The following is a 26,501-nucleotide window of genomic DNA, read 5'->3' as shown; positions in this document are numbered from 1 at the left end:
ATACATAACGTTGCTCACGTGGAACGAGAGGAACGGAGGTAGTGGCGACCGAACTGGCGTTCAGTCCGTGGGGACGGTTCGTTCGTCGGCGTACTGCCCGCGGCCGTCGTAAGTCGCCACGCTCACGAGGACGAGCGTCGCGATCGCGACCGGCCAGACGAGGATCGGGAAGTAGTCGGCGAAGAGATAGAGGTTGCCGACCGAGCCCAGTAGGCCGACGATGATCGTCGCGAACACCCCTTCGGCGGTCGTCTTCTCCCAGATGACGACCGCGGCGAGGGGCATCCCGAGCGAAGCGCCGAGTCCGACGAACGCGAACTCGATGATGTCGAAGATCGTCCCCGGCCGTACGTAGGCCAGCGCGATCCCGATCAGCGCGGCGGCGAGGACGACGCCGCGGCCGAAGAGGATCAGTTCGCGCTCGGTCGCGTCGGGGTTGAGGTGTTCCTCGTAGAAGCGGGTGACGTCGGCCGAGGTGACGATCATCATCGAGTCAGACGTCGAGAGGATCGCGCCGATGATCCCCGCCAGCAGCAGTCCGGCGAGCCAGGACGGGAAGATGTCGATGATCGCGTGCATCGCGACGTTCTCGTGGTGGACGTCGGCACCGTCGTAGAGCACGCGGCCCGCGGCACCCATGATCAGCGGGACCGTGAGCCGAAGCGACTGGAAGGCGACCGCGATGACGGACGCTCGGCTGATGATCCGCTCCGAGCGGATCGCCTGGAACCGCATCAGGCCGTGGGGCTGGCCGATCGCGCCCGCCGCGAAGGTCACCCAGGAGAGGACCGCGATCAGCAGCGCGGTTCCTGCGTCGCCGCCGGTCATCGTCAGGAGCGCCGGATCGACCGCCGACGCCTCGGAGACGAACGCCGACCAGCCGCCGATCTCGAGGACCATTCCGATCGGGACCAGGATGGCGGCGACGATCACGAGCGAGCCCATGAGCAGGTGGGCCGTGACGGAGGCGTTGAATCCCCCGAGCGTAGTGTAGAACGCGACCGCGAGTCCGCCGATCAGGATGGCCGTAGTGTAGGGGATACCGAGGCCGACGTCCATCGCCTCGCCGATGGCGATGATCTGGGCCCCGATGTACGACATCAGGAAGACGACGATCGTCACGGTGCCGACGAGTCGGATCACCGGGCCGAGCCGGTGGTCGTCGAACGTGGAGGCGAGGTGATCGACGACGGTCTGGCTCCCCAGCGCCTCGGAGGTCCGTCGGAATCGGGGAGCGACGAACCGGTAGAGGAACAGGACGATCAGGACCATCGTGATCGAGAACCAGAGGCCGCTCATCCCGACGGTGAAGCCGATGCCGACCCACGCGAAGAACGTCCATCCGCTGGCGACCGCCGTCACCTCGGAGATCGCGATCGGGACCGTGCCGACGTCCCGATCCGCGAGCATGTAGTCCGACAGCCGCTTCGTCTCCGTGGTGAAGAAGAAGTAGAGTCCGATCGACAGCAGTACCACGACGAACAGTCCGAACGTCGCCTGTAGCTGTGCCTCCGACATGTTATCGTTTGCCCAGGACGGTTACGCGCCCGTCTCCGCGCTGGTGATCGATCCTGTACAACAGGTACGTGACGATCGGAACGACTACCATCACGAGGATCGCGACGGCCGTTCCGACCGGTAACCCGCCTAGCGACGTCATAACACATCGCGGAATAGAATTGTTCTACTATATGTGGTTTTCGAACATCGATCGATAAAATTCGTGATGTTACACTTTCACGACCGATCGGCGGAGAAAGCAGTGTCGCTGTCCGCTGTCACCGACGATTCCGCAGCTACTGTCGTGCCCACTCGAGCATCCGTTCGTACACGGGGTCGGTCTCGAGCGCCGCAGGATCGCCGACGAGCACCAGCGCCCGCTTGGGCCGGGTCAGCGCGACGTTGATCCGGCGGTAGTCCTCGAAGATCGGTCCCTCGAGCGACCCGGTCGCGGTGAAGGAGACGACGATGACCTCCTGGCTCGAGCCCTGGAAGCGGTCGACGGTGTCGACGGCGACGTCGTCGGGGACGCGTTTCGAGATCTCCGAGACTTGCGCCCGGAAGGGGGCGATGACCCCGATCTCGGAGCGGTCGAGCCCGGCGGCCTCGTAGGCGTCGATCAGGTCGGCGATCCGGGCGGCCTCCTCGCCGTCCGTGTAGCGGCCGCCGTCGCCCTCGACGCCGACGAACGAGACGGGGTCCCGCAAGCCCTCGGGCAGGTCCGCGCGGGCGACCCCCTCGAGGTCGTCCAGAGTCCGCGCGGCGACTTCCGGTTCGGCGGGCCGGAGCTTCCCGTCGTAGAACTCCTGCGAGGCGAACGCCTGGATGCGCTGGTTCATCCGGTACTGGCGGTCGAGCATGACGCCGGCCTCGGGGTGGAGGTCGACGAGTCGCTCGAACAGCGACTCCGTGAGGTCGTTCTCCGCGCGGACGACCGGCGGGAGCTGTTCGTGGTCGCCGACGAGGACGAACCGCTCCGCGAGGTTGACCGCCGCACAGGTCCCGGGCTCGGTGAGCTGGGCGGCCTCGTCGACCAATGCGACGTCGAACGACTGCTCTTTCATCACCCGCGAGCCGCAGGTCGCGGTCGTCGCCGCCACCACCTGTGCGTTCTGCAGTTCCGCGAGCCGATCCCCGGGGTCGCCGGCGCGCTCGAGGCGGTACGGCTCCATGTCCTCGCGGACGCCGCTCTCGGAGCCGACGCGGACGATCCGATCCTCGTCGATCACGTCCTCGAGTCCCTCGAGCAAGGCCTCGAGGACGTTGTCGACGGCGCGATTGGTGAAGGCCGACAGCAGGACGCGCTCGCCGCGCTCGACCATCGCGCGGACGGCGCGGGCGATGGTGTAGGTCTTGCCGGTGCCCGGCGGGCCGTGGATCAGCGCGACGTCCTCGGCACCGACGGCCATCCGGACGGCCTCGTTCTGTGCGTCGTTGTTGCCGATGAACGTCTCGTCGGGGAGGTCGAATTCGGGCTCTTCGCGGCCGAACAGCACGTCTTTCCGTCGGTCGTCCCCTTTCAGGAGGAAGTCGTGCAGGGCAGCGAGCAGCCGGTCGGTCGTGAGTTCGGAGGGGTAGACGTCCAGCCGAGTGACCTCGACCGGCTCGTCCGCGGTCAGGACGATTTCGTCCCCCAATCGCTCGATCCGCGCCAGTTCCGAACTCCCTCGAACCGGATCGCCGTCGCTCGCCAGCACCAGGTCGCCCTCCCGCAGTTTCGAGGTCGCGCCGCTTTGCCGACGGGCGCGAAGCTCCCACCGTCCCTCCGAGAGCTCCCGCATCTCCGTGAACTCGAGGTCGATCAGCGCGCGGTCGTCGTCGGCCCGCTCCTCGGGGTCTTGCTCCCAGAGCTTGGCGTACTCGCGGTGGACCTCCCGGCGTTCCTCCTCGATCGCGCGGTAGAACCGTTCGAAGTACTCGCGTTCCTCCTCGGGCAGCGCCTGGCCGATCTGTCCGGCTTTCGACTCCTGGTCGAGCCGGCCCGAGACGACCATGCAGGTGTCCTGCTCGAAGCAGTACTCGCACTTGGCGTCGCCCTCGTACCCCGTCGGCACGTCGCCGCTCGTCTCCATCGCGGCGATCTCGTTGCGCAGTCGGACGACGAACTTCAGGAGCCCGTCGCCCATCGAGAAGTCCTTCGCAGGGGTGAGGTCGCCGGTCTCCTCGTTGCGATCCAGCGCCGAGTTCTTCGTGTACAGCAGGGTCCCGGTATCGACGTCGCCGCCGTGTTCCTCGAGCAACAGCGCGTAGCAGGCGGCCTGGACCTTGTCCTTGAACCGGGGTTCCTTCTTCAGGTTCTTGCCCGTCTTCAACTCGACCGGCGCGCCCCGCCGGATGGCGTCGGCCCGGCCGCGGATGCCGAACGTCTCGCTGATCAGGAGTTGTTCGGAGCGCCAGCTCCCCTCCGCGGGCGTGAACGCCCGCTCCGGGTTGTCGGCGGCTGTCGCCGCCCCATCGTCGGCGGCTGTCGCCGCCCCATCGTCGGCGGCTGTCGCCGCCCCATCGTCGGCGGCTGTCGCCGCCCCATCGTCGGCGGCTGTCGCCGCCCCATCCTCCTCCGTCAACCGACCCTGCTCGAGCCAGCCCTCGATCGCCGCGGCGTTCTCCCGGACGTCGTCGGCGACGGCGTCGGCGGACTCGCCGAGCAGGCCGAGTTCGAGGCCGTGTTCCTCGACGCGGGCCTCGATGGCCTCCTCGAGGTCTCGGCCCCGCAGGAGGTCGCCGAACACCTCGTGGACAATGGTCCCTTTCACGACGGGGTAGTTCAGCGGGATCCCCGAGAGCTTGTTCAGGTAATAGAGGCGGGGACACTCCACCCAGTTGCGGATTGCCGTCACGTTGACGAGGAAACTCGGCTCGACGACGACGTAGGAGTCGCCGGTCGTCGCGTACTGGATCTCGCCGCGGTACTCCTCGCGTTCGGCGTTCGTGACGAGCAGTTCCATTCCCGGCTCGAGGAGTTCGGCCGACTCGGTCCACTTGTTCCACAGCGTGACCGTGGTCTCGGCTGTACCGGGCCGTTCGGTCGGCTCGTTCCCCGCCCGTTCCTGGGTGGCTGCCGCGTGTTCGTTCCCATCCTCGCCCCCCTCGCCCCCCTCGATTCCCTCGCCCCCCTCGAGGCGAAGCGGGACCTCCGCCAGATCGGTCTCGCCGTACGTCGTCGACACCGAGCGAACCTCGACCTCGCCCGCGACGGTTCCGCGTACGTGCACGGCTACTCGTCACGGGCGACCGATCAAAAACGCTATCGGTCCCGGCTCGTCGCCCGGATCCGGTCGTAAGCAATCATTACCGACCGAACCGGTCCGGGACGGGTCGAAACGGTCGCGACTCCTTTTTGAATCACGGCCGAACCACCGGGTGCCATGAGTGATCCGAACCGCGACGACCGGGGAACGGACTCGGAGCCCGGCGTCGACGATCCGAGCGGCCCGACGCCGGCCGAAACCGATTCCGGGACGGGAGCCGCCTCCGGCGAGCGGACCGGCCAGGGCGGTCACGCTCCCCGCGACGACGGCGCGGCGCTCGCCAACGAGGAGCGCCGTCGGAACACGTCGGTCGTCAGCGGGATCGTCGCCGTGCTCGGCCTGTGGGCCGCCGCGTCCGTCCTGATCTACGACGTCGGCAGCGAGATCCTCTGGAACAACGGTCTCGTCGGCGCGGTCGTCTTCGTCGCCGCGGGCTACAATTACTACCGGCTCTCGAACGACGTGCCGTTGAGCGTCGGCGTCGCGTCGCTCGTCGCGGTGCTCGGGATCTGGCTGATCATCTCGGCGGCGCTGCTCGAGATGATCGGCGGCATGTTCTGGAGCACGATCGTCACCGGGCTGTTGATCGCGGGACTCGCCGGGTACAACGCCTACGAGGCCCGAGAAGCGCGGACCGTGACGACGGAACCGGAGGCGCGAACGTAGCGGGTGCTGTGCGGGCGATTTCTACGCAGCGGCTTCCATCCCCGGAGCGGGGTCACGAAAGCGCAGGGTCCCGAGTCGAGCGGCCAACGGCGAGGTCAGTCCGCGCCCTCGAAGTCCGCGTCGGAAACTACCTCGCGCTCGAGTTCGCGCAGCCGGTGTTCGGCGGCGTGGTGGCCGGTCGCGACGGCAGCAAACGTCAGCATAACGGCGGCGAAACCCAGTGATACGACCGGCGAGACGCCGTTGACGTAGCTGTTGAGCAGTTGTCCGACCGCGAGTGCGGCCGGTCCCAGCGTCAGGAGCGCGCTCTTTGCCGGTGCGGCGCGAAACAGTTCGATCAGCCGGAGTGGTTGGCGGACGGACATTGGAAACGATCGGTTACCGAGTACCGCTTACGATCCCTGTCGACGGAGCGGTCGTATTCCTTTTGGTTCGCGCAGGTTCCGGGAGCGGAGACGGTCACCACGAGCGACCGGTTCGAGGGCGACGCTGACGCCGGGGCGACGCTGACGCCGGGGCGACGCTGACGCCGACGCCTGCGATCGGACCGCGAGCGCGACCCGCGGGGGACCGCCGGGACCGATACGTTCATTCCATCCGCGTCACAACCCTCACGCATGCGGATTCGCGAGTGGCAGGACATACTCGAGGACGTCACCGAGCAGGACGTCGAGTCGGAGGACTGGCGCGCCGTCGCCGGTGACCGGGCCGGCGGCGTCGGCGAAGACATGTACCTCGCGCATCCCTCCGCTGGCGTCTTCTTCCTGAAGACGTACGCGAAGAACCCCTTCGAGGTGCGCGGCGTCGGCACCCAGGTCGCGCGCAAGATCGACGACGAGATCGGGGCGTTCATGCCCGAGAACGACGGCAGCGGCCGGTTCGCTGTCCAGTCGCCGCCCGAGGACGAGGACGAAGCCGAGACGCTTTCGAACCGGCTAGAGACCGTCCTCGAGACCCACGCCGACGCCCCGACGCGACCGCAGGACCTGTTCGACGACGTCATGGAGGCCATCGAGAGCCCTGCGTTCGGCCCGATGGAGTACGACCAGTACGATCGGCCCGACGAACTCGAGGAACTGGCCGACCGGTTCGAGGAGGCCGACGAGTTGCTGAACGCGGAACTCGAGGACCTGATCGAGACGGACGAGGTCGGCCGAGGTTTCATGTGAGCCGCAGTTGCTTTTCTCGCTTCCCAGCCGACCAGGCCTGCGTTCGCGTCCGGTGAACCTTTGAGGACGCGAGCCACCACTACGTCCATGGTCGAAGCCGCCGAAACCGTCGTCCGGGACTACTACGAGGCGCTCCGCGAGGGCGATCCGCTCGCGCCGTACTTCCTCGAGGACGACTCGACGGTGAAGTTCGGCATCGAGGAATCGCTGTTCGGCTACGACGAGGTAGCCGATGCCCTCCGAAACCAGACCGAGACGACGACGGACTGGACGGTCACGAGCGGTCGCCTCGTCGTCGAGGAACGCGATTCGGCCGCGTGGTTCGCGGACGAGGTTCGGATGGCGTGGACGGACGCGGAGAGCGGCGAGGAGCGGGAGTTCGAGAGTCGCTGGAGCGGAACGCTGGTCCCGTCGCCGGCGAGGACGGACGCGAGTGCCGACGGACCGGCTGACGATCCCGCCCCCCACTGGCGCTTCGCGACGATGCACGTCAGCACACCGCGGAGGCTCGAGTGACGATGGGGCGGCGGAACCGCAGTTCGGGATCGGGTTCGGGGTCTCGGCCGAACCGAAACACGGGCGATCCGGCCGCCAGACGCCGCCTCGCGGCCGGGTTCGTCCTGCTGGTCGGCCTCTCGGGCAGCATGATGGCTCTCCAGGGCGGCGCGTCGCTGCCGATGGTCGGGCTGGTGACGGCCGCCGGCCTGCTCGTCGGCGGTGCGCTGGTGTGGTACCTGTCCTGGATCGTCAACTGAGCGGAGCAGCAGCCCCTAGCGCTCTACCCGGCGCAGCCAGACACCCGGCGCGTCCAGTTCCTCGTGGCTCGGGAGATACTCCGGCCCCTCCCACACCAGGCTCGCGGTCTCGAGGTCCCGTGCGTCGACGACCGTCTCGAAGAAGTCCTTCCCGCGTTCGTACTGGCGGCGCTTCAGGCCGAGGCCGAGCAGTCGGCGGAACAGCCGCTGTAGCGGGCCCCGTCCCTGCCGTCGCTCGTCGAGTTTCCGCCGCAGATCGGCGTACTCGTCGTCGAAGGCGTGGTCCATCAGCAGTTCGGCGTACCCCTCGACGACGGTCATCGCGGCGTCGAGTTCGCGGAACGCCTGCCGGTCGAACGACCCCTCCGAGAGCTTCGCGATGCCGTCTTCCATCCGCCGCTCGAGGTGTTCCGAGAGCCACGGTGCGGCCCCGAACTCGGCGGCGTGAGTCACTTCGTGGAAGGCGATCCAGCGACGGAACCGGTCGGGATCGACCGCGAGCGCGTCGGCCGCCTTCAGGATGTTCGGACGGACGAAGTACAGGGCGTGGTCGTCGTCGGGCGTTTCGGCGAGCAACAGCGGGTCGTACTGGCCGAGGACGTTCCGCCCGAGGAAGGCGAGTAAAACGGTCATCGTCCCGGTGTTGATCGTTCGGGCGACGCCGGGGAACGCGCCGGGTGGGGCGTGGTCCTCGAGCGTGCCCATCACCCGCTCGAAGGTCGCGACGTTGGCGTCGATCCAGTGGTGGCGGTTCTGGATCTCGACGGTGTCCGGGACGTCGAACTCGAGACCCGATACCGTGCGGATCCCTTCGCGGGCGTCGCGGACGTCGCGGGCGTACGCCTCCCGCTCCCCGGCCTCGAGCGCGATCGAGCCGGGATCGGTGGCGGCCTTTGCGGCTTCGGCTGCCGATGCCCAGTCGATCGCGTCGTCGCCGGACGCGCCGGCGACGGCCCGGGCACTACGATAGAGGTTCACGAACGTTCGTACGGGAAGCGAACGCAAAAGGGTTCGGCTCGGACCGCAGACGGTCTGCCGTCAGTCAGTACCGGGGTACCCGGCAGACGGGCCCCCGGTGCGCCGGTAACCAGTTTCAGCAGTCCGTCTCAGTTGACGATGACGTCGGGTTCCTCTTCCGCCCGTTCCGTCTCCGCTTCCTCGCCGCGGTACTTCCGGACCGCGACGCCGGCGGCGACGAGCACGGCCAGCGCAACGAGCGCGCCGATCGCCTTGCCGCCGCTACCGCCCTCCTCGTCGGCCGCACCGCTCTCGTCCTCGTCTTCGCGGTCGGTCTCGAGCGACGATCCGGCCTCGAGGTCAGTCTCCGTCCCCGTTTCCGACTCCTCGCCGCCACCGATTACTGTCTCGGCGAACGGGAGCGACTCGAGCGTGCGTGGCCCGAACTGTGTATCGCCGTCCAGATGGAGTTCGATGAAGGTAAACTTCTTTTCTCCCATATCGGCGGGGTCAACGACGCTGCACTTAGCCGTTTGGTTCGGCTTACGTTCGCGCGACGGATCCCGTCGGACTTCATTTCCGGACAAACCAATGCCCACGCCGATCGCGCTCGAGACGCCGTCGCGTCGACGGGCGTCGAGACGCGATCGAGTGTGTACTGACTTCTGTCCAGTAGTGTCAGTATGCGACCACGCCGACGTTCCCCGGCGGACGACCGATCGGGATTCCGGCTGTGCCGCCGAATTAGCCTCAGGTTGAAGCGCTTCCGATTCGGTGGGTTCCGGTACGATTAAGTAGCCGTCACTAACGCTCTTTCGTATGAGTGGACGACCGCTGGACGTCCTCGAGGCGTCCCTTGGCGAACGAGTCGCGGTACGACTCAAGAGTGGCGACGAGTACGTAGGCGAACTCGCCGGCTACGACCAGCACATGAACCTCGTGCTCGAGGAAGTCACGATTCCCGCGGAGGAATCGATCTCCGGGGACGGCGAGCCGATCGAAGACACAACCATTATACGCGGCGATAACGTCGTTTCGATCACTCCATGACTGGCGCAGGAACCCCGAGCCAAGGAAAGAAGAACAAGACGACCCATGTCAAGTGTCGTCGCTGCGGAGAGAAGTCCTACCACGTGAAGAAGAAGGTCTGCTCGTCGTGTGGCTTCGGCAAGTCGTCGAAGCGCCGCGACTACGAGTGGCAGTCGAAGACCGGCGACAACTGAGGCCGCGCCGTTCGCTCTCGCTGACCTGCCGCGATCGATCTCGACCGAATTCTTCGCTTTCCACCGTTCGAGCGGCGCGTCTTTTCCCATCTCTCCTGGCGGCTCGATCTTCGCCGATGAACAACCATTAGTCCTGGGCCGCGAACACTCCGATATGAGTATGGAGACGACAGCCGCCTTCGCGGGCCTCGAGTGTGTCGACTGCGGGACCGCGTTCGACGCTGCCGAGGAGACCCACCGGTGTCCGGACTGCGACGGGGTTCTCGACCCGACATACGACTACGACGCGATCGACCTCGATCGCGAGACCCTCGAGTCGCGGTCGTTCGACTCGATGTGGCGCTACGAGGAACTGCTGCCGTTCCGACGCGAGTCGGCGGTCACGATGGACGAGGGGACGACGCCGCTGGTCGACTGTCCGGCCCTCGCCGACGAGTTCGGTGTCGAGCGCGTCCTGATCAAAGACGAGGGACGCAACCCGACGAACACGTTCAAGGACCGCGGCCAGACGGTGGCGGTGACGGCGGCGAGCCAGCACGGCGCGAGCGACGTCGTCCTCGCCTCGGCGGGCAACGCGGGGCAGGCGGCCTCGGCCTACGCCGCCCGTGCGGGCATGGATTCACACGTCTTCCTGCCCTCGCGGGCCGGCTTCACGAAGAAGGCGATGGTCAACGTCCACGGCGGCGACATGAGCGTGGTCGGCGGCCGGATCGGCGACGCCGGGGAAGCCTACGAGGAGGCCAGCGCGGACCACGACGACTGGTACCCGCTCCAGACGTTCGTCACCCCCTACCGCCACGAGGGGAAGAAGACGATGTTCTACGAGGTCGTCGAGCAACTCGAGTGGGAAACGCCCGACGCCATCGTCTACCCGACCGGCGGCGGGGTCGGCCTCATCGGGATGTACAAGGCCGCGAAAGAGTACCGCGATCTGGGCCTGATCGACGACCTTCCGGGGCTGTACGCCGCGCAGGCCTCGGGCTGTGATCCGATCGTCGAAGCCTACGAGGAGGGGCGAGACGAGCACGACCCCGTCGAACACCCCGACACGATCTGTGGCGGCCTCGAGATCCCCGACCCCGGCGCGAGTCCGTGGATCCTCGAGGCGCTCCGGGAGACCGACGGCGGCGCGGTCTCGACGGACGATCCGGACATCCTCGAGGCAGGCGTCCAGGTTGCCAAACAGGAGGGCCTCGAGATGTGCCCCAGTTCGGCGGCCGCAGCGAGCGGGGCCTGGGACCTCGCCGAACGCGGCGAGTTCGACGGCGACGAGACGATCGTCATCCTCAACACCGGCGCCGGGAACAAGGAGGCGGACGTGCTCCGGAGCCACCTGATGAGCCAGGGCGTCTGAACCGACCGGACCTGCCAGACCGACGATAGCTATTTGATCACGACGGTCCTCGGACGGAACATGGATTCCGGCGCCAGCGCGTACTTCGACGACCTCGCCGAGTTCTACGATGCGGTACACGACGAAGGAGACGACGTGGCGTTCTACCGCGACCTCGCGCTCGAGGCCGACGGCCCCGTGCTCGAGGTCGGCTGTGGGACCGGCCGCATCCACCTCGAGTTGCTCCGGGCCGGCGTCGACGCCGACGGGATCGACGTCTCGAGCGACTCGCTCGCGGTGCTCCGCGAGAAGGCGGCCGAGGAGGGACTCAAGCCCTCGGTCCGAGAGGCGGACGTCACCGACTTCGATCCCGACAGGGAGTACGGGCTGGCGATCGTCCCCTTCCGGGCGTTCCTCCACCTGCTCGAGGTCGACGACCGGCTCGCCGCCCTCGAGCGGCTCCACGACGCGCTCGCGCCCGGCGGACGACTCGCGCTCAATGCCTTCGCCCCGAACTTCGAGATCATCTGCGAGGAGTACGGCGAGTGGATCGAGACCGATTTCGCGGTCGACGGCCGGGAGTACACCCACCGCACGGTCACCGAACTCGTCGACGAACTCGAGGGGATCGCCCGAATCAGGACCGACGTCCGCGACGCCGACGGCGAGCGGGTCGTCGAGGCCAGCAATCGGATCGCCCTCGTCTCGAAAGCCGAGTTCGCTCTCCTCTTTCGGTGTTCGCCGTTCTCGTCGTGGGAGGTCTCCGGCGGGTTCGACGGCGACCCGCTCGAGGACGTCTCCCAGGAGATGGTCTGGATCGCCGAGCGGTGATCCCGGCGTCCGCGGCAGGGACCGGTGCACGGGGCTCGTTTCGTAGCGTTTTTGCCGGCTGTCGGGAAACGGAGGGGTATGACTACCACGACACCCTGGGACGACTGGGACCATATTCTCAAAATCGACCCCGACAAGGACCTCCCCGAGGGCGTCACCTACGGCGATCTCTGTGCGACCGGTACCGACGCGATCGAGATCGGCGGCACGATGGGTATTACCGAGGAGAAGATGGCCGACGTCATCGAGGCCTGTGCCGAACACGACGTGCCGCTCTACCAGGAGCCCTCGAGCCCCGAGGTCGTCCTCGAGGACGACGCGCTCGAGGGGTATCTCATCCCGACGGTCTTCAACGCCGGCTCGCCGTTCTGGATCACCGGCGCGCACAAGGAGTGGGTTCGTGTCGACGACGACTACGACTGGGACCGGACGACGACGGAGGCCTACATCGTGATGAACCCCGAGGCCGACGTCGCCACCTACACCGAGGCCGACTGTGATCTCGACGCCGACGACGTCGCCGCCTACGCCACCGTCGCCGAACGCATGTTCGGCCAGGAGATCGTCTACCTCGAGTACTCGGGAACACTGGGCGACGAGGGGATCGTCCGGGCGGCGGCCGAGGCGACCGACGACGCGACCCTGTTCTACGGCGGCGGCATCCACGACTACGATTCCGCGTACTCGATGGCCCAGTACGCCGACGTCGTGGTCGTCGGCGACCTGGCCCACGACGAGGGCGTCGAGGCGGTCCGCGCGACCGTCGAGGGCGCTTCGGACGCCTGATCGTTGGAATTAGCTCTTCTCGGGGCTGAAAAAGGGCATTTGGCCTAAACTGTTTTGCGTCTCCGTTCTCCATCGGATGGTATGGCGCTCTTCGCCGAGTTCGACGCGGCCTCGACGGAACTCGTCCTCGGTCCCACGCTCGAGGCGCTGCCCTCGCTCGAGGTGGATCTCGAGCGGCAGTACGCCGTCGATCCGTCCCGGCCGATCGCGTTCTGCTGGATGCGGTGTGCCGACCGGGACCGGAACCGACTCGAGCGAACCCTGGGCGACGACGACACGGTAGCCGAATTCCAGCGGATCGGGGACGCTCACGACGGGGCGCTGTACCGCATCCGTCGCAGCGGATCCGACATCGTCGGGGCGTACCGTCGGTGGGTCGCACTCGGTGGGGAACTCCTCGAGTGCCGGGGATCGAACGGTCGCTGGCGTATCGAGATGCGGTTTCCGGACCGTGAGGCGTTCACGCGGTACCACTCGTTCCTCGAAGGGGAGGGCGTTGAAATCGCGCTTCATCGCCTCTCGGAGGACGACGCGCCGAGCCACGACGACGATCTGTTGACCGACTCCCAGTACGAGGCCCTCGAGATCGCGTTCGAGTCCGGCTTCTTCGAGGTGCCCCGCGAGGCGGATCTCTCGGCGATCGCGAACGAACTCGAGATTTCGAACCAGGCAGTCAGCGAGCGGTTACGACGGGCGCAGTCGAGTCTGGTCGAGGAGCACGTGGTATCGGGCAGGGGCCAACCGCGGTAGGGGACGGTACCGAAAGTGCACTTGCGGTCGGTCGTCACGCTTATGCCGCGCAGTCCCTTCCCGATGATGATGGCAACGCAGCCCTCCTCTCCCCCTGCCGACGAGCCGCTGTCGGTCAGGGTCGTTCGCGCGATCGCAGCACACGACGGGGTCGATCCGATCGACCTCTCGCCGCCGTTGTACGCCAGTATCGACCCCGCGGCGCTGGATTCTCTATTCGAACCGACCGGCCCCGCCAGATCCGGCGAGCGCGTCGGCAGCCTGACCTTCGATCACGACGGCAAACAGGTCACCGTCGGGGCCGACGGCGAAATCGCGATCGATTCGTCCCCCGAAGTCGACCGCTCCTCGCGCCGTTCCACATGAAGGTCTGTCTCGCCTGCGACTGGTTCGCCTCCGCGGACGACGGAGCTACCGAAACCGAACGCTCGCGGCTCGCGGTCGAGCACTTCGTCGAAACCGGACACGCGATCGACACGCGGGACTCGGCCGGTCGCCCGACGCCGCCGTCGGTCTGTGCGGAACTCCTGGTCCGGGAACTCTCGCCGTCGGCCGATCCGACCGCCTGAGTCGATCGAGTCCGTCGGCTTGCCGCTTACTCACCGCCGTCCGCCCCGCGCTCGAGGAGCGACCGGAGCCGCGGCAACGCCTCGGTGACGTCGTCCCGGTAGACCACGTCGGCGGCCCCGTCGACCGGGGTCGACTCGAGGTTGACGATACCGACCGTTGCACCGGTGGCCCCGGCTTCCCGTGGGAACGAGGCGGCAGGTTCGACTACCAGCGACGAGCCAATCGCGAGGAAGACGTCGCTGTCGCGGGTTAGCGTCCGCGCTCGCTGGACGACCGCCCCGGGGAGCTGTTCGCCGAAGAGGACGACGTCGGGTTTGTAGATCCCGCCGCAGTCGCAGGTCGGCGGGAGGTCGCCGTCCGCGGCACGGTCGAAGATCGGGTCACCGTCGCGTCGCCGCCCGCAGTCGGTACAGCGGACGCGGCGGGCGTTGCCGTGTAGCTCGAGGATCGGCGTTTGCCCGGTTCCTGCGGGTGTGTCATCCCCGGCCCCTGGGTCGTCCCCGCGGTTTCCGTCCTCGGCGGCCCGGTCGGCTCGGTCGGCTCGGTCGGCCACGTCGGCCCGGTCGGCCACGTCGGCCGCATCACGATGTAATCCGTCCGTATTCTGCGTGAGTACAGCGTCGAGGTAGCCGTCCCGCCCCATCGCGGCCAGGGCCTCGTGGGCCGCGTTGGGCTCGTACTCCTCGCCGAACAGTTCCCGCTGGAGGGCGACCCGGTCGGCCCAGAACCCCTCTGGATCGCTCCGGAACCGTCCGTAGGTGAACTGTCCCTCGTCGAAGTGCTCCCAGACGCCGTCCTCGCCGCGGAACGTCGGGACGCCCGAGGGGGCCGAAATCCCCGCACCCGTGAGGGCGACGACCGTCGCGTCCCGATCGATCTCGGCCGCGAGTCGCTCGAGGCGGTCGCCATCACGGTCTGACTCCCGATCGGACTCGTCCATGGCGGTTCCTCGGCCTCGAGAGACAAAAACGGGAACGGCTGCGGATGCGGTTTCGGCTGCGGCTTCGGTAGCCGCCCTACCTCATCGACGACCCGTACGCCGCCGCCAGCTTCGCCTCGATCCGCTGGAGGTGTTCCCCGACGGTCCCCGGCGACAGCCCGAGCCGGTCCGCGAGTTCGCGGTGCGTCGTTCGCCGCGGCACCTCGTAGTACCCCTCGCTGCGGGCCACCGCGAACAGTTCCCGCTGGCGGTCGGTCAGCCGGACCGAGCGCGACAGCGAGTCCGCTGATCCGCTCCTGAGCGACTCGGCCTCGTACGCCCCCGTCCGCCGGAGGTCGAACTCGACTCCCGCCGGGAGCGTCCGCGTCGCCCGCCTGAGCGCCCGGCCCGGCCCCACGAGGGTCACCTCGAGGCCGCGGTCGGCGTTTCCCCGGCTGTCGCTCCCGCCCGCGGCGACGAACGGCAGCGGCCAGTCGATCACGACCTCGTACTCCCGGGGTACCGCGAGGAGGTCGTCGACCGGCGGGACGGTACGGCACCGAACGTACGCGGCCCCGTGGCCGTCGTCGCCGGCGACGTCGTACTCGAGCACCTCGGGCGCGTCCGCCAGCGCGGTTCGGGCGCGCTCGAGGTCGCCCCGCATCTCGAGCAGTTCGGCGTGTCGGCCGTCGTCGGCGTCGATCGGGTTCAGGTGCCGGATCGCCTCGAGCGAGACTCCCTCGCGTGCGGCGAACGCCTCGTCGATACCCGTCAGGTGCTCGTCGGGCCAGGTCAGGACGACGGTCGCGTACCTCATCGGGGACCACCACCCGGGACGGTCGTTCCGATTCGGTCGGGGGTCGCGTTCGTGCTTGCGCTCACGTCACTCGCCTCGACGTCCGCATATAAGTACGGCTAGTATGATCGGATACAGAGGGAGACGGCCGGACGTGGTTGGCAGTGATACATGAGCAACGTTTCGTCGATCAGCGATCGGCCGCCGGGACCGGACGGGTTGCCGCTGCTCGGCAACCAGCTCGCTTTCCTGCGGGACCCGTACGGGTTCATGACCCGGACGGCACGCGAGTACGGCGATATCGCCCACTGGGAGGATCCGACCGGCCCCGTCTACCAGCTCAACCATCCCGACTACATCGAGCAGGTGCTGGTCCAGAACAACGAGAACTACGTCAAAGGGGAACGGTTCCAGCACATCCTCGGTCCGATCACCGGCAACGGCATCCTGAACAGCGAGGGTGCGGTCTGGCGACGCAATCGTCACCAGATCCAGCCGGCTTTCCGCCCCGACCGGATCCGGGAGTACGCGACGATGATGACCGACTTCGCGATGGAGACCCTCGAGGACTGGGAGGACGGCCAGACTCGCCTCGTCCACGAGGACATGATGGAGGTGACCCTGCGCATCGTCGCCCGTGCGCTGTTCGGGGCCGACGTCGACGAGCACGTGGACACGGTCGGCGCGGCCTTGGGGGAGTTCATGGCGGCCAGCGAGAACCTCGCACATCTTGTCCTGCCGGCCGGGATCCCGACGCCAGCCCGACGGCGGATCGAGCGCGCACGCGAGGACCTCGACGAGGTCGTCTACGACCTGATCGAGGAACGCAAGCGAAACCCGACGGAGCGAGACGTCATCTCGAAGCTCCTCGAGGGCGACGAAGGCGGGGACGGCCCGGGAACGGGGATGTCCGTCGACCAGATCCGCGACGAGGTCGTCACGCTCCTGCTGGCGGGCCACGAGACGACGGCCCTGTCGCTAACGCTTACCTTCTACCTCCTCGCGAAGAACCCCCGCGTCGAACGGGAACTGGTCGACGAACTCGAGACGGTGCTCGACGGCGACCCGCCGACGATGGCGGACCTTCCGGAGCTTTCCTACACGGAAAAGGTCGTCAAGGAGTCGATGCGGCTCTACCCGCCCGTGCCGGGAATCGTCCGCGAGCCGGTCAAACCGGACATCATCGGCGGCTACGAGATCCCGCCGGGGGCGACGGTTCGGATGCACCAGTGGGTGGTCCACCGCGACCCGCGGTGGTACGACGATCCGCTCGCCTTCCGGCCGGCGCGGTGGACCGACGGGATGGAGGCCGACCTGCCGAAACTCGCCTACTTCCCGTTCGCGGCGGGGCCGCGGCGCTGTATCGGCGACCGGTTCGCGATGCTCGAGGCGCGGCTCCTGCTTGCGACCGTCTACCAGCGGTACCACCTCGAACTCGTCCCGGGGACGGAACTGAACCTGCGGGCGACGATCACTGCCCGTCCGAAAGACGAGATTCCGATGACCGTCTCCGAACGATAGGGGGCTCGGTACCGGCCGTTCGCGGCTACTCCTCCCAGTAGTCGACGTCGTCGTCCAGCCGGTAGTAGCCGTGGACCGATCGCTCCCCCCGGCCGCCAGGCGGCGAGCCGACGAAGACGCCGATCTTGTCCATCTCCGGGTAGACGGTGACGTCGGGCTCGATCATCGTCGAGACCAGCAGGTAGCGAAGCACCTCGTCGCTGTCGTTGACGATCCGGTGCCCACCCTCCTCGTTCGCCGGGAACGTCGCGAAGTCGCCCGCCGCTAGCGGTTCCGCTCCACGCTCGCACCGAAGGGTGCCCTCGCCCTCGAGGACGAAAATCGCCTCCTCGTTCGCGGTGTGGTAGTGGTAGGGCCAGGAACGTTCGCCCGGAGGCAGTTCGTACAGGCTGCAGCCGAGATCGGTCGCGCCGACGGACTCAGAAAGCTGTTTGCGGCGGAATCGGGACGACCCCTGATCGTACTCGGTCCACTCGAGGTCGGCTTCGTTGATCGGGTTCGTCATACGGGGACGACACTCCGGACCGGCAAAGAGTTCCCGGGACGGACGGATCGAGGCGCTAGGGCGACCGAGCGCCGGGACGGTCGCCTCGACCGTGCCCGAACTGGCAATCCAGAACGATTGCGCTTAAGTTCCGGCGACCGGAATCGGAGGGTATGCAGGACAGAACCTATACTGAAGACGCCGAGCCGGGCGACGAAGTTACCGTCGCCGGGTGGGTCCACGAGATCCGCGACCTCGGCGGCATCGCCTTCCTGATCCTCCGGGACACCACCGGAAAGATCCAGATCAAGTTCGAGAAAGACGAGATGGACGACGATCTCGTCGAGACCGGCCTCGACGTCGCTCGCGAGAGCGTCATCAAGGTCACCGGCGACGTCGAGGAAGAGCCGCGCGCGCCGACCGGCGTCGAGGTCACGCCGGAATCGCTCGAGGTCGTGTCCGAGGCCGACCCCGAACTGCCGCTTGACCCCTCCGGAAAGGTCGACGCCGACCTCTCGACGCGACTCGACAACCGAACGCTCGACCTGCGGAAGGAGGAGGTCCAGGCCGTCTTCGAGATCCGCGCCGAGATCCTGCGGGCCGTCCGCGAGCAGTTCCGCGAGTTCCGCTGTACGGAGATCAACACGCCGAAGATCGTCGCCACCGGGACCGAGGGCGGCACCGAGCTGTTCCCGATCACCTACTTCGGCGAGGAAGCCTTCATGAACCAGTCGCCCCAGCTGTTCAAGCAGCTGATCGCGGGCTCGAACGTCGAACGGGTCTTCGAGATCGGCCCGATCTTCCGCGCCGAGGAGCACAACACGCCCCGACACCTCAACGAGGCCACTTCGATCGACTTCGAGGGCGCGTTCTGTGACGCCCACGACGCGATGGACGTCGCGGAAGGCATCGTCAAGGCAGCCTACGAGGCGGTCAACGAGAACTGCAGCGAGGAACTCGAGGCGCTCGACCTCGAAGAGGAGTTCGAGGTTCCCGAGGGTGACTTCCCGCGTATCTCTTACGAGGAGGCCATCGAGCGCATCAACGCGACGGGCGAACTCGACGAGCAACTCGTCTGGGGCGACGACCTTCCGACGGAAGCCGAGAAGGCGCTCGGGCAGGACGTCGGCGGCCACTACTTCATCACCGAGTGGCCAAGCGAGATCAAGCCGTTCTACATCAAGGACACCGAGTCCGACGAGACGCTCTCGACGGGCTTCGACCTGATGCACCCGCGGATGGAACTGGTCTCGGGCGGGCAGCGTGAGCACCGCCACGAGCACCTCATCGAAGGGTTCGAGCAGCAGGGCCTCGACCCCGACCAGTTCGAGTACTACACGAAGATGTTCAAGTACGGTATGCCGCCCCACGCCGGCTTCGGCCTCGGCGGCGAGCGCCTGATCATGACGCTGCTCGGGCTGGACAACATCCGAGAGGCTGTGTTGTTCCCACGCGACCGGCAACGGCTCTCGCCGTAACGGTCGCGTGGGAGCAGCTTTACTCCGACCGTGTTCCCACGAGATCGTCAGCGTCTGAGTCCGTAACGAAGACGCTGAGAGCAAGCGAGACGAGTGAAACGAGTCTCGCGTGACCGACAGCGGCTCTCGCCGTAGGCGAGGCGCTGTTCGTCGGGCGAGAGTTCGCAGGATCGAAGATCCCGCGTCGTTCCCGCGAGAACGTCGACGTCCGAGCCCCTGACGAGGACGCCGGATCGTCGGTGATTTTCGCGGGGAAAGCGTACACTCGAGGGCGAAGCGACCGTCCGGTTTCGTTTTCGTTCTCCCTTCGTTCTCCCTTCGTTCTCCCCTCGCTCTCCCCGACGTCGGAGCCATCACTATCCCGAGTGGATTCGCTCGAGTCCGGTTCGGCGGAACGTTCACCGACAGTAGGACCAGTCCTGCGGTCGATTGCCCTCGTCCGTCCGGTCGGTGCGTTGGTTTTCGTGCTCGCGTTCGTGTTCGTGTTCGTGTTCGAGGTCGAGATCGGGGAAACACGACTCGCTGCAGTAATGGCGCTCGACGCTCGCCGGTCCGTCGGAGAACTGCCAACTGAGCCGGTAGTCCGTCGGTCCAATGGTTGTGCCACAGGCGGCACAGGTGTCGTGTGCTACCTCGACGGCGGGACGCTCCGACGGCCGGACACCGGTCGGCCCGTCGACGGAATTCGAGTCGGTATCGCCGTCAGCTTCGCCGTCAGTTTCGCCGTCAGCGTCGGCGCTCGAGGTCGTCGGGAGTTCCGTGTAGGAGGACTCTACTGCGGGTGGATCGCCGCTGGGGGACATACTCGTACGTCCACGATCGGCTACAAATACGCTTCCCTGACATTCATCGACTGACGAAAGTTCGGCAGTGGTGAACGCTGCGGACGCTCGATCCCGACGGGTCACGCGGTACCGGCCCGAAAGAGTCGGTCCCGACGGGCAGGCTTAACTCGGGGTCGACCGATCTCGAGGTATGCGCGCTGCAGTCCTCGAGGCCTACGGCGAACCGCTGTCGATCGAGTCGGTCGACGACCCCACCCTCGACCCGCACGGAGTCGTCGTCGAGGTCGAGGCCTGCGGGATCTGTCGGAGCGACTGGCACGCCTGGCAGGGCCACGGCGAGTGGGCCGACGACCGCGTTCCGATCGGGCAGATCCTCGGGCACGAACCCGCTGGTCGCGTCGTCCGTACGGGCGACCGCGTCGACTCGCTCGAGGTCGGCGACCGGGTCGCCGTCCCGTTCAACCTCGGCGAAGGCTCCTGTCGGTACTGTCGAAACGGCCACGGGAACGTCTGTACGGACGGATACGCGCTCGGCTTCGAACCCGAGGTCCCGGGCGCGTTCGCCGAACGGGTCCACGTCCCCCACGCCGACTACAACCTCACGACGCTCCCGGACGGCGTCTCCGCGACGGAGGCGGCCGCGCTCGGCTGTCGGTACGTGACGGCCTTCCACGGACTGGCCCACCGTGCCGACGTCGGGGCCGGCGACTGGGTCGCCGTCCACGGCTGTGGCGGCCTCGGACTCGCCGCGGTACAGATCGCCGCCGCGCTCGGGGGACGCGTCGTCGCCGTCGACGTGCGGGACGAACCGCTCTCGATGGCGACGGACCTGGGCGCTGAGAAGACGGTTCGCGCGGATCGGACCGACGTTCCCGCGGTCATCGAGGCCGCGACCGGGGGCGGCGCTCACGTCTCCGTCGACGCGCTCGGACGGGCCGAAACCTGTCGCAACAGCCTTGGCTGTCTCCGCCCGCGCGGGACCCACGTCCAGGTCGGGTTGACGACCGACGCCGAGCGCGGCGAGGTGTCGCTGCCGATCGACGAACTCACCCGCTGGGACGTCTCCTTCGTCGGCTCGCGGGGGATGCCGCCCTCGAGGTACGACGAACTGCTCGGGTTGATCGACGCGGGCCGACTCGAGCCCGCCCGGCTGGTCACCCGGGAGGTCGCCCTCGCGGACGTGTCGGACCGCCTCGCCGCGATGACCAGCTACGACACCCGCGGGATCGAAGTCGTCACCGAGTTGTGACCCCGAACCGGCACAGGGGCTGAAATCTTCAACGTTTTACCGTTCGGGCCGAAACGGCGGGGTAATGCGCGACGAGGCGACAGCGTTCGTCCCCGGCCACATTACGGGGTTTTTCAGCGCCCATCCCCACGACGATCCGACGAAGGCGGGCTCCCGCGGTGCCGGACTCACCCTCACCGACGGCGTCGAGGTGACGGTCGAGCCCACGACCGCGAGCGAGCCGACCGTCGTCCTGGACGGCGACGAGATCGAGGTCGAGCCGGTTCGGACGGTCCTCGAGACGCTCGACGCGCCGGCACGCGTCGAGGCTGAATCCGATCTGCCGCTCGGAGCCGGCTTCGGTATCTCGGGGGCGATGGCGCTCGGGACGGCGCTGGCCGCGAACCGCGTGTTCGAGCGGACGCTCTCGACGAACGAACTGGTGACGATCGCTCACGGTGCCGAGGTACAGGCCGGGACCGGACTCGGCGACGTCGTCGCCCAGGCCCACGGCGGGATCCCGGTCCGCCTCGAGCCCGGCGGTCCCCAGGACAATAAACTCGACTCGATCCCCGCTCGAGCGCGCGTCGAGTACCTCTCGTTCGGCGAACTCTCGACGGCCGACGTGCTCTCGGGCGACACCGACCGGCTGACAGAAGCGGGCCGGAACGCGCTCTCGCGGGTCGTCGAGGAGCCGACGCTGCTCTCTTTCATGTACGCGTCGCGGCTGTTCGCTCGAGAGGCCGGCCTCCTTACTGACCGTGTCGCGGAGACGATCGCCGAGGTCGCTGCGGCGGACGGCCAGGCGTCGATGGCCATGCTCGGCGAGACCGTCTTCGCGCTCGGGACCGGGCTCTCGGACGCAGGGTACGAGCCCTCGGTCTGTGCGACCCACCCCGCAGGCGCAGTACTCAAGTAGTCCTCACCTACCAGCCGTCTTACACTGGCTCGAGCGGCCGCCGGAATCGGCGTACGGTTCGGCGGTTCCGGGGTTGATTTTTCCGTCGACGGGTCGAATTTCATTCCGCGAGCGGACAGGTATTACCTCGGTTGCCCCGTAATCGGGCGTACCGCCCCTCGATTCCTCCGGTGTCAGGATCTCGACGGATCAGGGCTCCTCACGGCTGTCTCGCTCGCGAATGTGTCTCGACATACATATAATCCAACGTATCAATGGCCGAAGCTTTATTATATTACGTCAGAGTTATGCGCCCGAGATTACGAATGTCAGTCGCAGGCGAAATTCATCAGAGCCTATACAGGCTTTACGAACACTACGTTGGGGAACCGGACTCGGGGAAGGACGTATACGGCTACTGGCTGTTCATTCTCGGCTACATCATCGGGGCCGCGGGTATCGTCGGCTTCATCGTCGGCTACGGTGGCAACATCGCCGAGGAGATGATGATCCGTATCTCGGGGGTCGCGGCGTCGGCCGGACTCGCGTTCTGTCTGTTCGGGATCGGGTTGATGCTCCCGGTACGACGACGGGGGATACAGGCGAGCGTCGTCGGACTGCTGGTTTCGCTGGTCGGCGTCGCGGCGTTCGGAGTCGTCTACCCCGACGACTGGCGGCATCTCGGGCGGGGGCTAGACGTCGAAGTGATCTCGATATACGCGGCCGGTATCGCTATCATCACAGGTGTCGCAGCCCTCGTTCCGGTGTTTACGGGGCAGAAAGGGATGTTCGTCGAAGAAGAGGGGACGACGGAAGATCCACCGATTCTCACCGGCAACGCACTCGAGGACGCGCAGTTCGCCGTCTTCAGAAACGAACACGGCGACTGGAAGTGGAACGTGCTCCACCGGGAGGCGCTCGCGACGAGCGACAAAAGCGCCGTCACGCGCCCGGAGGCCCGGGAGGGGATCGAGCGGGTCAAGTCCCAGATCAGCTCGGCGGGGCTGATGGAGCTGACCACCTCGGCGTTCCGACTCTACGAGGACCGCGACGGCACCTGGCAGTGGACGCTCGCACGCGACGACGGCAGCGTCGTCGCCGACTGCGGGCTCGAGTTCGACCAGCGGGACGGCGCGGAGGAGTCGGTGAGCTTCCTGAAGGACCGCGGCCCGGAGGCCGACGTCATCGAGATCGAGGGGGCGGCGTTTACCTACTCGGAGGACCGCGGCCAGTGGTACTGGCAACTGGTCGACGACGACCACACGCCGCTTGCGGGACACGACGAGGGCTACAGGGACAAGGACGAGGCCGAGAGCGCGGCCCGGACCTTCGCCGAGCGGTTCGAGGACGCCCGGCTGCTCGACGTCGAGCATCTCGGGGTCGAACTCTACGAGGAGGACGGGGACTGGACCTGGCGGTTCGTCGACGACGCGGACGACGTCGTCGCCGACGCCGTCGACGCCTACGACACGCGCCGCGACGCCGAGGAGGCCGCCGAGGCGCTGCTGCCGGCCCTCGAGTCGGCGTCGGTCACGGTCGCTGGCGAGCCGACCTACGAACTGTACGAATCCGGCGAGGAGTGGCACTGGCGGCTCGTCGACGAGGGCGAGGACGTCGTCGCTCGCAGTCCCGAGGGCGAGGCGGAGCACGGCCGGAGCGAGTGGCAGACCGAGCAGTTCGGCGAGAACGCTACCGAAGCCGACGTCGTCGAGATCGAGGACGCGGAGTACGAGGTCTATCCGTCCGCTGACACCACCGCCAGCGACGACACCGACGGAGACGCCGACGGCGACCTCCCGGCCCCCTTCGAGGAGGCTGCAGCCACCGACGGTGGAACGGCCGTCACGTTCGAGGAGGGCGAGGACGGCGGCGAACCCGCCGGCCCCGACTGGCACTGGCGGCTCGTGACCGAGGACCGCGAGGTCGTCGCCGCGAGCACCGAACCCCACCCCGACGCGGACGCCGCGGCCGACGCGATCGACCGCGTCCGCGAGCAGGCAAGCGAGGCAGACCTGATCGAGTTCGAACACGCGGCGTTCCAGGTCTACGAGGCCGACTCCGGCGAGTGGCGCTGGCGGCTCATCGACGAGGACGGGAACGTCCTGGCCGACAGCGGCGAGGAACACACCTCCCGTAGCGAGGCCGCCGAGGCGATGATGACGCTGAAAGAGCAGGCACCCGACGCCGAACTCCTCGAGATCGAAACGGCAGCCTTCGAGCTGTTCGTCAACGAGGACGACGAGTGGGGCTGGCGGCTCATCGACGAGGCCGGGAAGCTGGTCGCGGAGGACCCCGCGACCCACCCGACCCGCGGTGCCGCTCGTCAGGCGATGAACCGACTGCTGGAGCACCTCGACTCCGACGTGCGGACGATGGATCGTGCGGCGTTCCAGACGTACGTCGCCGAGGACTGGCACTGGCGGTTCGTCCTGCCGTCCGGCGACGTCGTCGCGGTCGACGACGAATCCTACCCGACCCGGGACGCGCTCGTCGACGACCTGGACTCGATCCGCCGCGGCGCAACCGAGGCGCGGCGGTCGACGATCGGCGACGCGACGATCCAGCTCTACCGCAACGGCGACTGGGCGTGGCGGCTGCTCGATCGCGACCGCGAGGAGATCGCCGACGGTGCGGTCGCGTACGACGACCGCGAGGCGGCGATCGACCACGTCGACGAGTGGCGCGACCACGCCGTCGACGCGCCGATCTTCACCATCGAGGACGCGGCGATCCGCCTCGAGGAAGGCGAGGACGGCTGGCGCTGGGACCTCGTCGACGAGGAACGGACGGTCCTCGCGAGCGGGGAAACCGGAGCCGAGGACAAGGACGCGGCCCTCGAGCGGGTCGACGAGATCCGCCAGCTCGCCCCGATGGCCGGCCGGGTCGACTTCGACGTCGCGTCGTTCGAACTCGTCGCCGACGAAGACGACCGCTGGCGCTGGCGGCTCATCGACGAGGACGGCACGCCGGTCGCGACCGGGACCGAGGCGTACGACTCGAGCGAGGCCGCACGCGCCGCGCTCGACGACGCTCGCGACCTGATCGAGAACGCGAGCATCCTCGAGATCGACAGCGTCTCGTTCGAACTCCACACCGACGAGGACGGCTGGGTGTGGCGGCTGGTCGACGAGTTCGGCTCGACGATGGCCGAGAGCACCCAGACCTACGAGAACCGCACCGAGGCCCGCGAAGCGATGAACGCGGTGAAGTCCCACGCGCCGGACGGCTGGATCACGTTCACGGAGTGAGCCGGCCACGAATCGGTCGCTGACCGACGCTCCTTTTTGCCGTTGTCGTCGATGTCCGAAACGTCTCGAACGGTCGTCAGTGATCCCGACCCGACCGCCTCGGTGTTCGGCCTCGAGTCGCTTCAGTTCCGTCGACGTCGCTCGAGGTCCCGGAGACGATCGACTCGCGAGTCAGTCGGAGGATGCGTCGACGGTCGCCAGCCGAGGAGTTGCCGGAATCGGGTCGTCACTGGGTCGACGACTCGCGTCCGGAGCCACGCCCCGACGCGGTCGACCGCCCGGTCTACGTATCCGGGCGTGCCGGTCGACCGTGTGTCGTCGGACTCGACCGCGAATTGATCGACGAACCACCGATCGAACCAGGTTCGATCGCCGTCCACGGTCGACCGCTCGAGCGACAGCGGTTGCGGAACGATCCCGAGGGTGGCCGTCGCGTGCAGGCGTGCGTCTCGCTCCGGGCGAACGCCCTCGAGTGCCTCGAGGGCACTGGCCAGCGCGGCGGGATCGCCGGTGAGCCGGCTTGCCCCGCGGTCGGCGGCATACTCGCGGGTCTTCGAGAACAGGCCGAGCGCGACGGCGTTCACGCCGAGCAGCGCACGGGCGACGACGCTCACCGCGATATAGACGAGAGAGAGCGCGACGATCGGCACCGCGAGGAGCAAGAGTCCGACGCCGGTGAAGAAAGCGACCAGCGTGAGACCCCAGAGCACGCTTCGGAGTTTTCGCTCGCGCTCGAGCAACCGATCGCCGATCGCGACGGTCGCGGCGACGGCGGTGACGACTGGGAGATCGCGGTTCGCGACGTGGGCGATTTCGTGAGCGAGGGCCGCGTCGAGTTCCCGGTCATCGAGGGTCTCGAGTAGCCCCATCGTGACTACGATCGTGGGCGATCGCTGGGGGCCGACGGTTAGACAGCCCGGTTCCTCGCGGTCGGCGACGGCCACCGACGGGATCGGGACGTCGGCCTGTGCGGCCAGCCGGCGCACCCGTGCGGCAACGTTTCGCGGGCCATCGTCGTCACCACCGACGTCTTCGAGACCGAGACCGTCGGTGACGGTCCGGGTACCGTACCGCGCTTGCACGGCGACGAGACCGATCGCACCGAGGAGGATCGACCCGACGAAGAGGGGGAGACGACCAGGGAGCGCGAACTCGAGCGTCTCGCCGTGGCCGCTGGCGGACAGGGCCCAGTAGGCGCTCCAGACCAGCACCGAGAGCAAGAGCCCGTTGATGGCCACCACCAGCGCGAGCGCGCCGGCGATCCGAACCCGGAGGCGTCGGTCCGGCGTCAGTGCCATGGTGTACTGTCGGTTCGGCAAGGGTAATAGGTTACGTAGACAGCAGGGCTGAGGTCTC

Annotated in this window: 28 protein-coding genes; 17 read left to right on the top strand and 11 right to left on the bottom strand. The window is 67.5% G+C overall.

Features of this window, described 5'->3' with window-relative positions; genetic code table 11:
* Nucleotides 1-60 precede the first annotated feature (60 nt).
* The 3 genes from BM113_RS16070 to BM113_RS16065 all read right to left on the bottom strand — a co-directional run bounded on the left by BM113_RS16070 (nt 61) and on the right by BM113_RS16065 (nt 4,712).
* The gene (locus BM113_RS16070) at nt 61-1,518 is read right to left on the bottom strand and encodes a sodium/proline symporter (protein ID WP_089789058.1); all 1,458 of its coding nucleotides are present in this window, start codon (nt 1,516-1,518) and stop codon (nt 61-63) included.
* Between the two features lies 1 nt (nt 1,519).
* Nucleotides 1,520-1,660 carry a hypothetical protein gene (locus BM113_RS22385; protein WP_177209193.1) on the bottom strand — a complete coding sequence of 47 codons (141 nt, stop codon included), beginning with the start codon at nt 1,658-1,660 and terminating at the stop codon, nt 1,520-1,522.
* A gap of 136 nt (nt 1,661-1,796) precedes the next feature.
* Nucleotides 1,797-4,712: an AAA domain-containing protein gene (locus BM113_RS16065; RefSeq protein WP_089789057.1), complete on the bottom strand. Its 2,916-nt coding sequence runs from the start codon at nt 4,710-4,712 to the stop codon at nt 1,797-1,799.
* A 153-nt stretch (nt 4,713-4,865) separates the two neighbouring features.
* Between BM113_RS16065 and BM113_RS16060 the strand changes: the two genes are divergently transcribed.
* Nucleotides 4,866-5,414, top strand: coding sequence for an SPW repeat domain-containing protein (locus tag BM113_RS16060; RefSeq protein ID WP_007143341.1), 549 nt, complete (start codon nt 4,866-4,868; stop codon nt 5,412-5,414).
* A gap of 95 nt (nt 5,415-5,509) precedes the next feature.
* Here the strand turns inward: BM113_RS16060 and BM113_RS16055 are convergent, their stop codons facing one another.
* A complete protein-coding gene (locus BM113_RS16055; RefSeq protein WP_089789056.1) occupies nt 5,510-5,779 on the bottom strand; it encodes a hypothetical protein in 270 nt (89 codons plus the stop codon).
* A 252-nt stretch (nt 5,780-6,031) separates the two neighbouring features.
* Between BM113_RS16055 and BM113_RS16050 the strand changes: the two genes are divergently transcribed.
* From BM113_RS16050 to BM113_RS16040, 3 genes are all read left to right on the top strand, one after another.
* The gene (locus BM113_RS16050; protein ID WP_089789055.1) at nt 6,032-6,583 is read left to right on the top strand and encodes a helix-hairpin-helix domain-containing protein; all 552 of its coding nucleotides are present in this window, start codon (nt 6,032-6,034) and stop codon (nt 6,581-6,583) included.
* Between the two features lie 87 nt (nt 6,584-6,670).
* Nucleotides 6,671-7,099, top strand: coding sequence for a nuclear transport factor 2 family protein (locus BM113_RS16045; protein ID WP_089789054.1), 429 nt, complete (start codon nt 6,671-6,673; stop codon nt 7,097-7,099).
* A 2-nt stretch (nt 7,100-7,101) separates the two neighbouring features.
* Complete coding sequence (locus BM113_RS16040) at nt 7,102-7,338, top strand: hypothetical protein (RefSeq protein WP_089789053.1); 237 nt, start codon at nt 7,102-7,104, stop codon at nt 7,336-7,338.
* Nucleotides 7,339-7,353: 15 nt separating this feature from the next.
* On the opposite strand, the gene BM113_RS16035 is transcribed toward BM113_RS16040, so the two are convergent.
* Both BM113_RS16035 and BM113_RS16030 read right to left on the bottom strand, forming a co-directional pair.
* Nucleotides 7,354-8,316, bottom strand: a complete 963-nt coding sequence (locus BM113_RS16035) for a zinc-dependent metalloprotease (protein ID WP_089789052.1) — start codon at nt 8,314-8,316, stop codon at nt 7,354-7,356.
* 128 nt (nt 8,317-8,444) lie between these two features.
* Nucleotides 8,445-8,795 (bottom strand): hypothetical protein, encoded by a 351-nt coding sequence (locus tag BM113_RS16030; protein WP_089789051.1) that lies wholly within the window; start codon nt 8,793-8,795, stop codon nt 8,445-8,447.
* 319 nt (nt 8,796-9,114) lie between these two features.
* Here BM113_RS16030 and BM113_RS16025 point away from each other — a divergent pair, with 319 nt between their 5' ends.
* The 8 genes from BM113_RS16025 (at nt 9,115) to BM113_RS15990 (ending at nt 13,787) form a co-directional block, all read left to right on the top strand.
* A complete protein-coding gene (locus BM113_RS16025; RefSeq protein ID WP_089789050.1) occupies nt 9,115-9,345 on the top strand; it encodes an LSM domain-containing protein in 231 nt (76 codons plus the stop codon).
* Nucleotides 9,342-9,518, top strand: a complete 177-nt coding sequence (locus BM113_RS16020; protein WP_007143349.1) for a 50S ribosomal protein L37e — start codon at nt 9,342-9,344, stop codon at nt 9,516-9,518. Before BM113_RS16025 ends, BM113_RS16020 begins: the two co-directional genes overlap by 4 nt.
* Before the next feature lie 160 nt (nt 9,519-9,678).
* Nucleotides 9,679-10,872: a threonine synthase gene (locus tag BM113_RS16015; RefSeq protein ID WP_089789049.1), complete on the top strand. Its 1,194-nt coding sequence runs from the start codon at nt 9,679-9,681 to the stop codon at nt 10,870-10,872.
* Nucleotides 10,873-10,932: 60 nt separating this feature from the next.
* A complete protein-coding gene (locus tag BM113_RS16010; protein WP_089789048.1) occupies nt 10,933-11,682 on the top strand; it encodes a class I SAM-dependent methyltransferase in 750 nt (249 codons plus the stop codon).
* 78 nt (nt 11,683-11,760) lie between these two features.
* Nucleotides 11,761-12,468: a phosphoglycerol geranylgeranyltransferase gene (locus BM113_RS16005; protein WP_089789047.1), complete on the top strand. Its 708-nt coding sequence runs from the start codon at nt 11,761-11,763 to the stop codon at nt 12,466-12,468.
* An 81-nt stretch (nt 12,469-12,549) separates the two neighbouring features.
* On the top strand, nt 12,550-13,218 hold the full coding sequence (locus tag BM113_RS16000; RefSeq protein WP_089789046.1) for a helix-turn-helix domain-containing protein: 669 nt from the start codon (nt 12,550-12,552) through the stop codon (nt 13,216-13,218).
* 69 nt (nt 13,219-13,287) lie between these two features.
* The gene (locus tag BM113_RS22380; protein WP_177209192.1) at nt 13,288-13,584 is read left to right on the top strand and encodes a HalOD1 output domain-containing protein; all 297 of its coding nucleotides are present in this window, start codon (nt 13,288-13,290) and stop codon (nt 13,582-13,584) included.
* Nucleotides 13,581-13,787, top strand: a complete 207-nt coding sequence (locus tag BM113_RS15990; RefSeq protein ID WP_089789045.1) for a hypothetical protein — start codon at nt 13,581-13,583, stop codon at nt 13,785-13,787. The genes BM113_RS22380 and BM113_RS15990 overlap by 4 nt, the downstream gene beginning before the upstream one ends.
* A 26-nt stretch (nt 13,788-13,813) precedes the next feature.
* Here BM113_RS15990 and BM113_RS15985 read toward each other — a convergent pair whose 3' ends face one another.
* Together BM113_RS15985 and BM113_RS15980 are read right to left on the bottom strand one after the other, a co-directional pair.
* Nucleotides 13,814-14,728, bottom strand: coding sequence for an SIR2 family NAD-dependent protein deacylase (locus tag BM113_RS15985; protein ID WP_089789044.1), 915 nt, complete (start codon nt 14,726-14,728; stop codon nt 13,814-13,816).
* Nucleotides 14,729-14,804: 76 nt separating this feature from the next.
* A complete protein-coding gene (locus tag BM113_RS15980; protein WP_089789043.1) occupies nt 14,805-15,524 on the bottom strand; it encodes a helix-turn-helix domain-containing protein in 720 nt (239 codons plus the stop codon).
* A 150-nt stretch (nt 15,525-15,674) separates the two neighbouring features.
* On the opposite strand from BM113_RS15980, the gene BM113_RS15975 reads away from it, so the two are divergent.
* A complete protein-coding gene (locus tag BM113_RS15975) occupies nt 15,675-17,024 on the top strand; it encodes a cytochrome P450 (protein WP_089789042.1) in 1,350 nt (449 codons plus the stop codon).
* 25 nt (nt 17,025-17,049) lie between these two features.
* On the opposite strand, the gene BM113_RS15970 is transcribed toward BM113_RS15975, so the two are convergent.
* Entirely contained in the window at nt 17,050-17,529 is a 480-nt protein-coding gene (locus BM113_RS15970; protein ID WP_089789041.1) for a cupin domain-containing protein, read from the bottom strand.
* 152 nt (nt 17,530-17,681) lie between these two features.
* Here BM113_RS15970 and aspS point away from each other — a divergent pair, with 152 nt between their 5' ends.
* A complete protein-coding gene (aspS, locus tag BM113_RS15965; RefSeq protein ID WP_089789040.1) occupies nt 17,682-18,986 on the top strand; it encodes an aspartate--tRNA(Asn) ligase in 1,305 nt (434 codons plus the stop codon).
* Nucleotides 18,987-19,384: 398 nt separating this feature from the next.
* On the opposite strand, the gene BM113_RS15960 is transcribed toward aspS, so the two are convergent.
* Nucleotides 19,385-19,789, bottom strand: coding sequence for a hypothetical protein (locus BM113_RS15960; RefSeq protein ID WP_089789039.1), 405 nt, complete (start codon nt 19,787-19,789; stop codon nt 19,385-19,387).
* A 172-nt stretch (nt 19,790-19,961) separates the two neighbouring features.
* Here BM113_RS15960 and BM113_RS15955 point away from each other — a divergent pair, with 172 nt between their 5' ends.
* From BM113_RS15955 to BM113_RS15945, 3 genes are all read left to right on the top strand, one after another.
* Nucleotides 19,962-21,020 (top strand): zinc-dependent alcohol dehydrogenase family protein, encoded by a 1,059-nt coding sequence (locus tag BM113_RS15955; protein WP_089789038.1) that lies wholly within the window; start codon nt 19,962-19,964, stop codon nt 21,018-21,020.
* 64 nt (nt 21,021-21,084) lie between these two features.
* Nucleotides 21,085-21,918: a pantoate kinase gene (locus tag BM113_RS15950; protein WP_089789037.1), complete on the top strand. Its 834-nt coding sequence runs from the start codon at nt 21,085-21,087 to the stop codon at nt 21,916-21,918.
* Nucleotides 21,919-22,223: 305 nt separating this feature from the next.
* Nucleotides 22,224-25,145, top strand: coding sequence for a DUF1508 domain-containing protein (locus BM113_RS15945; RefSeq protein ID WP_089789036.1), 2,922 nt, complete (start codon nt 22,224-22,226; stop codon nt 25,143-25,145).
* A gap of 122 nt (nt 25,146-25,267) precedes the next feature.
* Here the strand turns inward: BM113_RS15945 and BM113_RS15940 are convergent, their stop codons facing one another.
* Nucleotides 25,268-26,443: a M48 family metallopeptidase gene (locus tag BM113_RS15940; protein WP_089789035.1), complete on the bottom strand. Its 1,176-nt coding sequence runs from the start codon at nt 26,441-26,443 to the stop codon at nt 25,268-25,270.
* Nucleotides 26,444-26,501: the final 58 nt, after the last annotated feature.

Origin of the sequence: Natronobacterium haloterrestre, assembly GCF_900112205.1 — an archaeon.
Taxonomy (GTDB): Archaea; Halobacteriota; Halobacteria; order Halobacteriales; family Natrialbaceae; genus Natronobacterium; species Natronobacterium haloterrestre.
This window is presented reverse-complemented; position numbering and strand designations above follow the sequence as displayed.

Bases quoted from the DNA above. Each gene is read 5' to 3' on its own strand.
- BM113_RS16030 (WP_089789051.1), bottom strand. From the start codon at position 8,795: ATGGGAGAAAAGAAGTTTACCTTCATCGAACTCCATCTGGACGGCGAT.
- BM113_RS16060 (WP_007143341.1), top strand. From the start codon at position 4,866: ATGAGTGATCCGAACCGCGACGACCGGGGAACGGACTCGGAGCCCGGC.
- BM113_RS16005 (WP_089789047.1), top strand. From the start codon at position 11,761: ATGACTACCACGACACCCTGGGACGACTGGGACCATATTCTCAAAATC.
- BM113_RS22380 (WP_177209192.1), top strand. From the start codon at position 13,288: ATGGCAACGCAGCCCTCCTCTCCCCCTGCCGACGAGCCGCTGTCGGTC.
- BM113_RS15960 (WP_089789039.1), bottom strand. From the start codon at position 19,789: ATGTCCCCCAGCGGCGATCCACCCGCAGTAGAGTCCTCCTACACGGAA.
- BM113_RS22385 (WP_177209193.1), bottom strand. From the start codon at position 1,660: ATGACGTCGCTAGGCGGGTTACCGGTCGGAACGGCCGTCGCGATCCTC.
- BM113_RS16015 (WP_089789049.1), top strand. From the start codon at position 9,679: ATGGAGACGACAGCCGCCTTCGCGGGCCTCGAGTGTGTCGACTGCGGG.
- BM113_RS15955 (WP_089789038.1), top strand. From the start codon at position 19,962: ATGCGCGCTGCAGTCCTCGAGGCCTACGGCGAACCGCTGTCGATCGAG.
- BM113_RS16050 (WP_089789055.1), top strand. From the start codon at position 6,032: ATGCGGATTCGCGAGTGGCAGGACATACTCGAGGACGTCACCGAGCAG.
- BM113_RS16045 (WP_089789054.1), top strand. From the start codon at position 6,671: ATGGTCGAAGCCGCCGAAACCGTCGTCCGGGACTACTACGAGGCGCTC.
- BM113_RS15945 (WP_089789036.1), top strand. From the start codon at position 22,224: ATGTCAGTCGCAGGCGAAATTCATCAGAGCCTATACAGGCTTTACGAA.
- aspS (WP_089789040.1), top strand. From the start codon at position 17,682: ATGCAGGACAGAACCTATACTGAAGACGCCGAGCCGGGCGACGAAGTT.
- BM113_RS15975 (WP_089789042.1), top strand. From the start codon at position 15,675: ATGAGCAACGTTTCGTCGATCAGCGATCGGCCGCCGGGACCGGACGGG.
- BM113_RS16020 (WP_007143349.1), top strand. From the start codon at position 9,342: ATGACTGGCGCAGGAACCCCGAGCCAAGGAAAGAAGAACAAGACGACC.
- BM113_RS16025 (WP_089789050.1), top strand. From the start codon at position 9,115: ATGAGTGGACGACCGCTGGACGTCCTCGAGGCGTCCCTTGGCGAACGA.
- BM113_RS16055 (WP_089789056.1), bottom strand. From the start codon at position 5,779: ATGTCCGTCCGCCAACCACTCCGGCTGATCGAACTGTTTCGCGCCGCA.
- BM113_RS15970 (WP_089789041.1), bottom strand. From the start codon at position 17,529: ATGACGAACCCGATCAACGAAGCCGACCTCGAGTGGACCGAGTACGAT.
- BM113_RS16010 (WP_089789048.1), top strand. From the start codon at position 10,933: ATGGATTCCGGCGCCAGCGCGTACTTCGACGACCTCGCCGAGTTCTAC.
- BM113_RS15985 (WP_089789044.1), bottom strand. From the start codon at position 14,728: ATGGACGAGTCCGATCGGGAGTCAGACCGTGATGGCGACCGCCTCGAG.
- BM113_RS16040 (WP_089789053.1), top strand. From the start codon at position 7,102: ATGGGGCGGCGGAACCGCAGTTCGGGATCGGGTTCGGGGTCTCGGCCG.
- BM113_RS15940 (WP_089789035.1), bottom strand. From the start codon at position 26,443: ATGGCACTGACGCCGGACCGACGCCTCCGGGTTCGGATCGCCGGCGCG.
- BM113_RS16070 (WP_089789058.1), bottom strand. From the start codon at position 1,518: ATGTCGGAGGCACAGCTACAGGCGACGTTCGGACTGTTCGTCGTGGTA.
- BM113_RS15980 (WP_089789043.1), bottom strand. From the start codon at position 15,524: ATGAGGTACGCGACCGTCGTCCTGACCTGGCCCGACGAGCACCTGACG.
- BM113_RS15990 (WP_089789045.1), top strand. From the start codon at position 13,581: ATGAAGGTCTGTCTCGCCTGCGACTGGTTCGCCTCCGCGGACGACGGA.
- BM113_RS15950 (WP_089789037.1), top strand. From the start codon at position 21,085: ATGCGCGACGAGGCGACAGCGTTCGTCCCCGGCCACATTACGGGGTTT.
- BM113_RS16000 (WP_089789046.1), top strand. From the start codon at position 12,550: ATGGCGCTCTTCGCCGAGTTCGACGCGGCCTCGACGGAACTCGTCCTC.